Genomic DNA, 10,403 nt, shown 5'->3' on the forward strand with positions numbered 1-10,403 from the left:
CGCCACGCGCACGTCGGCGCCCGTCGCTCGCCACTCCTTCAGCAACGCCGCGCGCCGCCGCGGATAGCGCACGTCCAGCGGTTCGAGTTCAACGATGCGATCCGTCCGGAAATGCCGGAAATCGTTTCGCCCTTCGCACCACGCCGCCAGGATCCGTACATCATTGAAATATCCGAGCGCGAACGGCCATACAACCCGTTCGTCGATCGTCTTCCGGCCCTCGCCCGCGTAGCGGATCCCCAGCTTGCTTTCGGTGCGAATCGCCGCGCGCACGACACGCATGTCGACGGTTTCCCGATCCACGATCGTGCGCGGGCCGACGAGCAGCGTCGTGCATTCCATCTCGCGGCGCAGCTCGGCGGGCAGCACCGCGGAGATCTTCGCGAGTGCATCGGCCGCAGCCGTCGTGAGCTGCGCATCCGCAAACTTCCCGACCCAGCGAAAACCGAGCATCAGCGCTTCCAGTTCCGTCTGCGAAAACATCAGCGGCGGCAGCATGAAGCCGGCGCGCAGCACATAGCCGATACCGGGCTCGCCTTCGATGTCCGCGCCCTGGGCCTGTAGCGACGCGATATCGCGATAGATCGTCCGGAGGCTGACGCCGAGCTCCCCGGCCAGCACGCGGCCGCTCACCGGGCGGCGGTGGCGCCGCAGCACCTGCAGCAGCGAGAGCAATCGTTCGGCACGCGTCATCGTTCCATGCTGCCATTTTCTGACAGCATCCGTTCATAGAATGGAACGCATCTTAATCGAACCCAGGACGGCTCCGCATGACCTCTCCGAATCTCGTTCTTCTGTATGTCGAGGACCCGGCGCGCAGCGCGCAGTTCTACGAGCGACTGTTCGGCCGCCCGCCGGTCGCCGCGTTTCCCACCTATGCGGCGTTCACGTTCGACAACGGGCTGCATCTGGGCTTGTGGTCAACTAGTGCGCGCGATTTCGTGTCGGGTGGCGCCGGCCACCGGTCGGAGCTGGCGTTCATGGTCGACGACGACCGCGAAGTCCGGCGGCTGCATGACGCGTGGAAGGCGCTCGGCGTGCCGTTCGAGCAAGAGCCCATGACGGCCGTGTTCGGCCTGACGTTCGTCGCGCTCGACCCGGACGGCCACCGCTTGCGCGTGTGCACGCCGGACGAGTGAGTGCGAGCGGGCCGACCTTCGACGGGTCGCGCCCGCGCATCGGTTCAGGCTCGCACGTCAGCCCGCGCGCCGCACGGGCGTCATTTTCGAGAAGTATTTCGCACCCGCCACGCAGCCGACCACGACGACCGTCACGACAACCATCGACGGCGGCACCGTCTCGTGCAGCAACCCGGCCGCCAGCAGCAGGCCGAAGAACGGCTGCAGCAGCTGCAACTGGCCGACGCCCGCGATCCCGCCGAGCGCGAGCCCGCGATACCAGAACACGAAGCCGATCAGCATGCTGAACAGCGACACGTACGCGAGCCCCCACAGCGAGGCGGCATCGACGCCGTCGAACGACGCGGGCCAGGTGAGCCACGTGAGCGGCAACATCAGCGGCAGCGACAGTACGAGCGCCCACGAGATCACCTGCCATCCGCCGAGCTCGCGCGACAGGCGTGCGCCTTCCGCATAGCCCAGCCCGCATGCGACGATCGAGGCCAGCATCAGTGCATCGCCGACCACCGACGCCTGGCCGCCGTTGCGCAGCGCAAACGCGGCCACCGCACAGCTCCCGATGATCGAGAAGATCCAGAACGGCAGCCGCGGCCGTTCGCCGCCGCGCCATACGCCGAACAGCGCGGTCGCGAGCGGCAGCAACCCGACGAACACGATCGCGTGCGCCGATGTCACGTGCTTCAGCGCGAGCGCCGTCAGCAGCGGAAAGCCGATCACGACCCCGAGCGCGACGATGGCGAGCGACACGGCTTCGGCACGCGTCGGCCGCCGCTGCTTCAGCACGACGAGCAACAGCAGGCCGAGCGCGCCGGCGATCGTCGCGCGCGCAAAGGTGAGGAACAGCGGGTCGAGCCCCTGCACCGCGATACGCGTCGCGGGCAGCGAGCCACTGAAGATGATCACGCCCAGCAGGCCGCTGAGCCATCCGTCGGTCGTCTTTTGCACGGGAAATCCTGAACGGGGAAAGTGGATGACCGATGATCCGCCGCCCGCGAAAAGCGCGTAAGCTACAGCCCAATACAATTTGGACAAACTGTACTGGACAACCGGCCGTACAGTTCATTCTTCGCCATGAGCCAGGCCACCCCGCTTCCCGTTCCGCCCACCCCGTCGCGCACGCGCGTGGAAACCGTGATGGATACGTTGCGCGCACGAATCGCGAGCCGCGCACTGGTGCCCGGCGCGCGCGTGCCGTCGATCCGGATGATGGCGGATGCGCTGGGCGTGTCGAAATCGACCGTCGTCGATGCGTACGAGCGGCTCGCGAGCGAAGGCGTGCTGGTCGCGCGGCGCGGCTCGGGTTTCTATGTGTCGGGGCACGCGCCGCCGCTCGCGCTCGCCGATCTCGGCCCGCAGCTCGATCGCGGGCTCGATCCGCTGTGGCTGTCGCGCCAGTCGCTCGAAGCGGCGCCGACGTCCGTGAAGCCCGGTTGCGGATGGCTGCCGCCGTCGTGGCTGCCGGACGAGAGCCTGCGCCGCGCGCTGCGCGCCGCGTCGCGCGACGAATCCGACGCGCTGACCGACTACGCGACGCCGCTCGGCCTGCCCGCGATGCGCCAGCAGCTCGCCTGGCGGCTCGCGCAGCACGGCGTCCAGGCCGAACCCACGCAGATCATGCTGACCGACGGCGGCTCGCACGCACTCGATCTCGTCTGCCGCCTGCTGCTGGAGCCGGGCGACACGGTCGTGCTCGACGATCCGTGCTACTTCAACTTCCAGGCGTTGCTGCGCGCGCACCGTGCGCGAATCGTCAGAGTCCCGTACACGCCGACCGGCCCCGATCTCGCGCGCTTCGAGCAGGTGCTCGCGGAGCATCGGCCGCGCCTGTACATCACCAACTCGGCACTGCACAACCCGACCGGCGCGACACTCTCGGCGCCCGTCGCGCACCGGCTGTTGACGCTCGCGGCCGAGCATGGCCTGCTGATCGTCGAGGACGACATCTTCGCGGATTTCGAGAGCACACCCGCGCCGCGCCTCGCGGCCTTCGACGGGCTGTCGCGGGTCGTGTCGATCGGCAGCTTCTCGAAGACGCTGTCGGCCGCGATCCGCTGCGGTTACGTCGCCGCGCGCCCGGAATGGATCGAGGCACTCGTCGACCTGAAGCTCGCGACGTCGTTCGGCCATGCGCAGATCGGTGCGAACGTCGTCCACCGGCTGCTCGTCGACGGCACGTACCGGCGCCACGTCGACAGCCTGCGCGCGCGCCTCGCGGACGCGATGGGCGAAACGCTCCGACGCGTCACGCGCGCCGGGCTCCGGATCTGGACGGAGCCGCGCGGCGGCCTGTTCGTGTGGGCGGAGTTGCCCGACGGGCTCGACGCCGCGCGCGTCGCACGCCATGCGCTGGATCAGGATGTGGTGCTTGCGCCCGGCAACGTGTTCAGCGCGTCGCACAGCGCGACGTCGTACCTGCGCTTCAACGTGTCGCGCTGCAAAGGGCCGGCGGTGTTCGATGCGCTGGCGCGGGCGATGGAGGCGGTGCGGACAGTCACGCAGCCAGACGCAACCGATCTCGCGCGAGTTGCACGCTTGTGATTGCTCGCAGAAGCACGGCCGATTGCGGACGGCATCGGTGATCCGTATCTGGCGGCTTCGATCAGGCGCCTCGATGCCGGGTCACGATGTCGAACAGCCGGACGCAGACGTGACGGCATCGTCGTCCGGGAAGGTGTAATGTCCGGAAAGTGACACAGCGTCGAAGGTCTAAGCTGCCGCGCGTGATCTGACTATCCGCAAGCGGGAGTACCGTCGCGACAAACAAGGAGATCGTTTTTGGACATTTCCGTTGAAGCGCTGACGCCGGACCGATGGCCCGATATCGAAGCCTTGCTGAGCGATAGCGCAGTCACTCGGCGCTGTTGGTGCACGTATTGGCGAATCGGCCCGCGATATCGTCAACAGGAGCCGTCCGCAAACAAGTCGGATTTGAAAAGGGTCGTCGCAGCAGGGCCGCCGCCGGGCATCCTCGCCTACGTCGAGGATCAACCCGTCGGCTGGTGCCAGGTTGGCAGTCGCGAGCTTTTGCCTTATATGGAGCACGCGTGGCGCTTGCGCTCGCCGGACAACCTTGCCGTCTGGACGATTTCCTGTTTTTATATCCGCAAGGATTTCAGGCGGCGTGGAATATCGTCGCACCTGATCAACGCAGCCATCGATCTCGCCAAACGAAGCGGGGCACACGCGATCGAGGCGTATCCAATCGATCGATCTACATCACCCAGTTCATCGAGCACCGGATTCGTGACGACCTTCGAACGATTCGGCTTCCTGCACATGCCATCACCATCGCGCGAGCGACCGATCATGCGGCTCTACTTGAACGGCGCATGAAGCATGCTCGGTCTACGCGCGAAGGCGGGCAACGCGAACTGCCGCCGCCCCCGTGCCAGCCCTCCCCTCGGCTTACACCTCCCCCGCGTGCGCCCTCGCCCGCACCTCCGCAAACGACGTATCGACGAGCAGGCGCCCCGTATCGAACACCGTTTCCAGCGCTTCCTCCCACTCGCCTTCCAGCATCCGGTCGTCCCACGCAGCGGGCAACGTCGTCGTCCGATACTCACCGGTGCGGAAACTGCGCAGCAGCGTGAGCCGCCCCTTCTTCGAGCGCTTGCCCTGATCGGTGACCGGATCCTTGCAGACGTCGTGCCACACGCCGTCGCGCCGGATCGCCGAGCACTTCATCGCGAAGCGATGCGTATCGCGATTCACCTGCTGCAGCAGCCCGCCGCCCATGCCGAACACGACGTTGCCGGCCGCGTAGCCGGCGTCGTCGAGCGCGGACAGAATCGCTTCGATCGACAACTCGTCGACACCATCGCCCTGGATTACGCGCACCCGATTCAGCACGCGTCGCCCCTTGCTGTTCACGGTCGAGCCGAACGACTTGTCGAGCGCGCGCACGGTCTGCAGCACGATCGCCACGGGGTCGCCCGAATCGGGACGCACGACCAGCGTCGCGCCCGAATCGAGCACGGCCTGCCGAAGTTCGCCGCCCCACAGTTCGAGTGCGGCGAACAGATCGTAGGAGTCCGACACGACCGATACGATTGCACCAGGCAAGCCAAAGCGGCGAATCATGTTCCGGTACGCATCGGCTTCGTGTTCGCGACCCCACGACGTGATCGTGCTGTGTTCGGCCGCCGGCACCGAGTATGCGGCCATCGGCTCGCGATAGAAGCGGTTCGCGGCCAGCACGCCGAGCACCGTATCCGAGCCCATGAAGTTCACGAGGTGCGCAGCACCGCCGATCGCGGCCGACTCCGCACTCGACACGCCGCGCGCGCCGAAGTCGTGCAGCTTGAACGGCAGTTGCGCGAGATCGTCGTCGGTCTTTTCGAGGAAGCGGCGGATCGTCTGCCGCAGATGCCAGCTGCGCGTCGCGACCGTCACCGGATACCACACGCGCAGCAGCATCGTCTCGAGATACGACGCGAGCCAGAACACCTGCGGATCGTCGCATTCGACCGTCATCAGCACGTTGTGCGCCGGCACGACCGAGCCTTCGGGCACCGCGCGGATCTTCACCGGCAGGTAGCCGCCGTAGCATTCGACGATGTAGCGCCACCCCGCTTCGTTGAACGGCTCGCCGTGCACCGTGAAGAAATCGCGCGCTTCGTCGATCATCGCGTGCGTGATCGGCTTGCACAGATATTCCTTCAGCAGCATCTGCAGGCCGAAGAACACCGTGCGGTCGTAGCGGCCGCCGCGCGATTCGACGTACGAGAACATCGCCGATGCGTCGGGCGGATATTGCAGGAAGTGGGAAGCCTTGTACGAATCCGTGTTGAGGATCGGATTGGCGAGAACCGCGGCAAAGCCGCCGAGATCGTTTTGCATGGCTAGAGCTCCTCTAGGCCGTTGAAGTGCCGCCGCGTCTGTCGCGGCGGACGGAATGCGGGGAATCAGCGGATCACAGCTTCCCCAGGAAGTGATACGCGATGTCGAAGTGATCCTCGAACATCACGCCGCGCATCTGCGCGAACTCGTTGAGCGGCACCCAGCGCGCCTTGTCGGCATCGTCGCTGCCCTTCACGCGCGGCAGCTCGCCGGTCGGGAAGTTGAACAGGCACGCATGCGTGATCGTGCGGCCGCGCAGCGAGCGCGTCGGGTGATCGAACACCTGGCGATCCTTGATCGAGCCGCGCAGTACGGGCTCCGGCAGCTTCAGGCCGGTTTCTTCGCGCAGCTCGCGGATACAGGCCGCGTCGAGCCGCTCGTCCTGGTTCACGAACCCGCCCGGCAGCGCCCACAGGCCGCGGCCCGGCTCGCTGCGGCGGCGCACAAGCAGGATATGACCCGAGTGCACGACCACCGCGTCGACGGTCACGAACGTGACCGGATACGGCGCCGCCGCCCACGCCTTGTGGTACCCGGCGATGAATTCGGCTTCCGACTTCAGTTGCGCGAATTCCGGCTGCGTGCGGAAACGCTCGAGCCAGCCGAACACGGGTTCCGGCACGGCCCACTGCACGAAGCTGTTGGGGCGTTCGGCGAAATACTGGTCGCGGATCTCGGTGGCGGAAATGTCTTCCGTCGCGTCGACGTCGACGAGCTCCCATTGCGGGAACATCCGCAGGTAATACGACGTGGCGTCCTTCTCGTGGCCGATCAGCCCGACCTTGCGCTGCGCGATATCGCCGAGCGCGGACGCGACGGCGTCCTGCACCCAGCGCACCCAGTCGCCGTCGTTGTAGGTCGAATCCTGCAACGGCGCGATGGTGACGCGGTCGCGCTCGGACGCGTCGAGCAGCGAAGCCAGCATCTGGCGGCGCTCGTCGAACGAGAACGGATCTTTTATGGTGCGGGGCTTGTCGGTCGATCCGATCAGCACGCACACGCGCTCGGCCCGGCTCAGTGCCGACTTCAGCACATTCAGGTGACCACGATGCGGAGGCTGGAAACGACCAATGAAAACGAGCGCGTCGAAGCGCCGGTTCTGTTGCGTACTCATGAGGCTCCCTCAAGAGATTGAAACGCTTCGGGTCTTTCCCGAAGGGTTGAAACGAATCCTAGGGGAAATCCCGGGGTGCGTCAATCGAGCCCGTTCGAGCCCCTCCTCGACTTGACCAAGTCTGAAGAAATGCGCGGCATTGGCGGGTTACACTCGATTTCATCCCAATCCGCGCCATTGCGCCCGCCATCATGAGGATCTCAGTCAGCCGGACCGTCGGCGTCGATCGCAGACGCCTCTTCACGTGGTCGCAGGATTACGCGCGGCGGCTCGTGTGGGACAGCTTCCTCACCGACGCCTATCTGCTCGACGGCATGACGGCCGACGTCGGCGTCGACGCGTTCTGCCGCAGCCAGTCGGGAGCGACGATGGTGTCGCGCTACATCTCGTACCGTCCGCCGCAGGTCGCCGCCGTCGAAATGGTCGACGGGCCGAAAGTGCTCGAACGCTTCAGCGGCAGCTGGAACTTCACCGAGCACACGCCCGGCACGACCGAGGTGAAATTCACCTACCACTTCCGCGTCCAGCCGGCCTGGCTGCGCTGGCTGCTCGAACCGCTGATCGGCGCGTTCTATCTCGTGCAGACGCGCCGGCGTCTCGATTCGTTCAAGCGCTGGGCCGAAGCCGAAGCGCTGCCGCACTGATCGTCGCTGCCGCGGGCCGCGCGCCCGCATGGCCCGGCTTGCCCGCGCCACCTCCTCCCGAAAGTGTTCGAACGCGCCACCGCCGCGCCGTCAGGCATTCACCGCGCATTTGCCAGATTCGCCGAACCCGGGGAAACTACGGGCGGCCGTCACCCTGACGGCAGGCCCCGACCGAGAGAACGGGGCACACCTCCCTGCAACGGCTACGACACGAACTCAATCCGATGAGCCTGATATCCCGATTCTTTGGCCGCAAAGAAGAACCCGAAAACCCCGTCGCGCTGGTCGCGGCACCCGACGTCGAGAATCCGCTGAGCGTGACGGTCGTCTTCGACGGTCCGCTGCAGGTCGATATCGCCGCGCTGACGGCCGCGCTGCGCGCGTACCACCCGAGCATGAAGCAGGCGCGCGTCGAAACCGAGCCGACGCTGGAGCAGGTATTCGGGCTCGCCGGCTGGGGCAACCACGTTGTCCGGCTCGTCGGCTTCGACGCGCCCTATCCGTCCGAGGCACTGGAAACGTGTGTCGCACCGGCCCACTACGGGCAGGACCTGAAGCAGCAGGTGCGCGCGAGCCGCAGCCACGTGATCCTCTACTACGCCGGACACGAAGCGAATCCGCTCGACCAGTATGTCGCGCTGGCGGCCGTCGCGGGCGCGCTGGCTGAACAGAACGGCCTCGCGGTGCTGAACGAGCACGCGCACACGTCGCTGCCGGCCGGGGTCTTCAATGCGAAGGAACTCGGCGAGGAAAGCCTCGAAGTGCTGCGGGATATCCCGCTGAACCTGTTCTTCTGCGGCTTCGTGAAATACGAGGTCGAAGGTGTCAACGGCGTGTGGATGCGCACCTATGGCGCCGACGTGTTCGGCCTGCCCGATTTCGCCGCGCTCGCGGAAGGCCATCACGAGGGCGAACGCTACTCGGGCATCTTCAACAACGTGATGCATTACCTGCTGGAAAGCGGTGCACGCATGCACGCAGGCGAAACGATGCAGATCGGCGCGGAAACGTTCATGAAGCTGCGCGAGCCGCTCGAGCACGAGTATTACCTGCAGGGGCCGGCGCCGGTGCTGGTGGCCGAGCTGATTTCGGCGGACGAAATCAATCGCTGATTTCACCCCGTCGCATCCTGCTGCACGGCGCACGGGTTCAACGCTTCACGAGCCGCGTGCGCCGTTGCGTCACCTGACGGCGGCGTGACCGCCACCGCTCGAACCCGATGAGGAGCCGACCGTGTTCGGTATTCGCCTTGGTCTCACGCTGGCCGCCATCGGCCTCTCACTGTCGGCCCACGCCGACAGCATCGACTGCTCGCGTGCAAAGACACGCACCGACCGCCTGATCTGCAGCGACAAGGCCCTCGTATCGGCCGACAGCGCATTGTCGAGCGCTTACTACGATGCAGTCGGCATCGCCGCCGACCAGCAAGCGGTCATCCAGTCGCAACGCGCATGGCTCAAGCAGCGCGATGCGTGCGGCGATGCAGCCTGCGTCGCAGCGGCCTACCGCGACCGTACGGCGGCGTTGAAGCAGGTGAAACACGCAGGCTGGAAAACCTATCGCGACCCGGCGCTCGGCATCTCGTTCGAATACCTCGGGAACCGCCAGATCAAGAAGCCGTGCCCTGAAATCGGCGGCGACCGCTGCGTCGCGGTCGTCGGCCGCAACATGACGAACAGCAACTATTTCATCGCGTTCGAGATCGTCGATGGCGCGCTCGAACCCGTTGCGAAAAAGGAAGCCGGTTTCGAGCCGCAGGACGACGGCAAATGGATGTCGACGTATGGTCGCGGCACGCCGCAAGAGGTCGAACGCTTCTCCGGCGCTGGCTGGCACGGCATGCGCGCGACGATCACGTGCGGCATCAGCGATCCGGAAACCGGCTTCCACGCAGCCGGCGGCGAATGCTACTGGGCGGTGCTGAGCAACGGCAAGCGCGCGGCCGTCGCGAATACGCAGGGTATCGTCGGCACGGACGACGCGACGCTGCACAGCGTGTCGTCGTTCCGGTTCGACCGGTAGCGGGAGCGGCGCGACGCTCGACCGCCCGGGCACGAACAGACGCGTAATACGTCATCGCAATGAAGCCTCGGCGGCGGCGTATCGCCAATGCAGGCAACGATGAAAGCGCACCTTCCGGCCCGATCCGCACCCGCCGCGCCGTTCAACCCGCCGGCGTACTAACGTGCCCCGTCCCCACGCAACGGGAACGTCTCCGCACCCGCATCGCGACGCAACGTGACTTCCGCACCGGTCAGCCATCCTGACGATTTCAGGATCGGGCGCGCCACCGCATACAACCGGTCGGCGCTGGCGCCATACAGGTACAGATAACCGTCGTTGCCGTCGCGATGCAGCTCGGTCTCACCCAGTTCGCCGGCCCCTGCCCGCTTCACCGCGCGATCCAGTCGTTGCTCCAGCCCGTGAAGGCGCGCCTTGTCCTTCTCGTAGTAATCGAAATGCACCATCACGACCGGCCCGGGCGGCTTCGGCGGCACATCGGCGGCCGCGTTGCCGGCAAGCAGCACCCAGCCGAGCAACGCGGCAAACCGGATTCCGTTACGCATATCGGTAAAAGAGGTGGATCGCCCGCTCACGTCGGCGCGCCGCCGCGCGCGACCTGCTGCCGGACTTGTGCCTGCGTGCCGAGCGCCGCGGCGATCGCAT

Annotated in this window: 11 protein-coding genes; 6 read left to right on the forward strand and 5 right to left on the reverse strand. The window is 66.3% G+C overall.

Annotated features, from left to right (window positions below):
* A partial coding sequence (locus G3N93_RS25735) for a YafY family protein (protein WP_206134234.1) occupies positions 1-693 on the reverse strand: 693 nt, incomplete at its 3' end.
* A 77-nt stretch (positions 694-770) separates the two neighbouring features.
* Here G3N93_RS25735 and G3N93_RS25740 point away from each other — a divergent pair.
* Positions 771-1,139 (forward strand): VOC family protein, encoded by a 369-nt coding sequence (locus tag G3N93_RS25740; protein WP_206134235.1) that lies wholly within the window; start codon positions 771-773, stop codon positions 1,137-1,139.
* 57 nt (positions 1,140-1,196) lie between these two features.
* On the opposite strand, the gene G3N93_RS25745 is transcribed toward G3N93_RS25740, so the two are convergent.
* Positions 1,197-2,084 carry a DMT family transporter gene (locus tag G3N93_RS25745; protein WP_206134236.1) on the reverse strand — a complete coding sequence of 296 codons (888 nt, stop codon included), beginning with the start codon at positions 2,082-2,084 and terminating at the stop codon, positions 1,197-1,199.
* A 126-nt stretch (positions 2,085-2,210) separates the two neighbouring features.
* Between G3N93_RS25745 and G3N93_RS25750 the strand changes: the two genes are divergently transcribed.
* Both G3N93_RS25750 and G3N93_RS25755 read left to right on the forward strand, forming a co-directional pair.
* Positions 2,211-3,677 carry a PLP-dependent aminotransferase family protein gene (locus G3N93_RS25750; RefSeq protein WP_206134237.1) on the forward strand — a complete coding sequence of 489 codons (1,467 nt, stop codon included), beginning with the start codon at positions 2,211-2,213 and terminating at the stop codon, positions 3,675-3,677.
* Positions 3,678-3,914: 237 nt separating this feature from the next.
* On the forward strand, positions 3,915-4,472 hold the full coding sequence (locus G3N93_RS25755; protein WP_206134238.1) for a GNAT family N-acetyltransferase: 558 nt from the start codon (positions 3,915-3,917) through the stop codon (positions 4,470-4,472).
* Positions 4,473-4,544: 72 nt separating this feature from the next.
* On the opposite strand, the gene G3N93_RS25760 is transcribed toward G3N93_RS25755, so the two are convergent.
* Together G3N93_RS25760 and G3N93_RS25765 are read right to left on the reverse strand one after the other, a co-directional pair.
* Positions 4,545-5,978: a nicotinate phosphoribosyltransferase gene (locus G3N93_RS25760; protein WP_206134239.1), complete on the reverse strand. Its 1,434-nt coding sequence runs from the start codon at positions 5,976-5,978 to the stop codon at positions 4,545-4,547.
* Positions 5,979-6,051: 73 nt separating this feature from the next.
* Positions 6,052-7,092 carry a bifunctional nicotinamide-nucleotide adenylyltransferase/Nudix hydroxylase gene (locus G3N93_RS25765; protein WP_174936960.1) on the reverse strand — a complete coding sequence of 347 codons (1,041 nt, stop codon included), beginning with the start codon at positions 7,090-7,092 and terminating at the stop codon, positions 6,052-6,054.
* 191 nt (positions 7,093-7,283) lie between these two features.
* On the opposite strand from G3N93_RS25765, the gene G3N93_RS25770 reads away from it, so the two are divergent.
* From G3N93_RS25770 to G3N93_RS25780, 3 genes are all read left to right on the forward strand, one after another.
* Positions 7,284-7,736 carry a type II toxin-antitoxin system RatA family toxin gene (locus G3N93_RS25770; protein WP_011354432.1) on the forward strand — a complete coding sequence of 151 codons (453 nt, stop codon included), beginning with the start codon at positions 7,284-7,286 and terminating at the stop codon, positions 7,734-7,736.
* Between the two features lie 224 nt (positions 7,737-7,960).
* A complete protein-coding gene (locus G3N93_RS25775) occupies positions 7,961-8,848 on the forward strand; it encodes a DUF4261 domain-containing protein (protein ID WP_206123902.1) in 888 nt (295 codons plus the stop codon).
* Positions 8,849-8,969: 121 nt separating this feature from the next.
* On the forward strand, positions 8,970-9,758 hold the full coding sequence (locus G3N93_RS25780; protein WP_206134240.1) for a lysozyme inhibitor LprI family protein: 789 nt from the start codon (positions 8,970-8,972) through the stop codon (positions 9,756-9,758).
* A 158-nt stretch (positions 9,759-9,916) separates the two neighbouring features.
* Here G3N93_RS25780 and G3N93_RS25785 read toward each other — a convergent pair.
* A partial coding sequence (locus G3N93_RS25785) for a hypothetical protein (protein WP_241026696.1) occupies positions 9,917-10,403 on the reverse strand: 487 nt, incomplete at its 5' end.

Source organism: Burkholderia sp. Se-20378 (assembly GCF_017104665.1).
GTDB classification, from domain to species: Bacteria; Pseudomonadota; Gammaproteobacteria; order Burkholderiales; family Burkholderiaceae; genus Burkholderia; species Burkholderia lata.

Bases quoted from the DNA above. Each gene is read 5' to 3' on its own strand.
- G3N93_RS25740 (WP_206134235.1), top strand. From the start codon at position 771: ATGACCTCTCCGAATCTCGTTCTTCTGTATGTCGAGGACCCGGCGCGC.
- G3N93_RS25750 (WP_206134237.1), top strand. From the start codon at position 2,211: ATGAGCCAGGCCACCCCGCTTCCCGTTCCGCCCACCCCGTCGCGCACG.
- G3N93_RS25760 (WP_206134239.1), bottom strand. From the start codon at position 5,978: ATGCAAAACGATCTCGGCGGCTTTGCCGCGGTTCTCGCCAATCCGATC.
- G3N93_RS25765 (WP_174936960.1), bottom strand. From the start codon at position 7,092: ATGAGTACGCAACAGAACCGGCGCTTCGACGCGCTCGTTTTCATTGGT.
- G3N93_RS25770 (WP_011354432.1), top strand. From the start codon at position 7,284: ATGAGGATCTCAGTCAGCCGGACCGTCGGCGTCGATCGCAGACGCCTC.
- G3N93_RS25775 (WP_206123902.1), top strand. From the start codon at position 7,961: ATGAGCCTGATATCCCGATTCTTTGGCCGCAAAGAAGAACCCGAAAAC.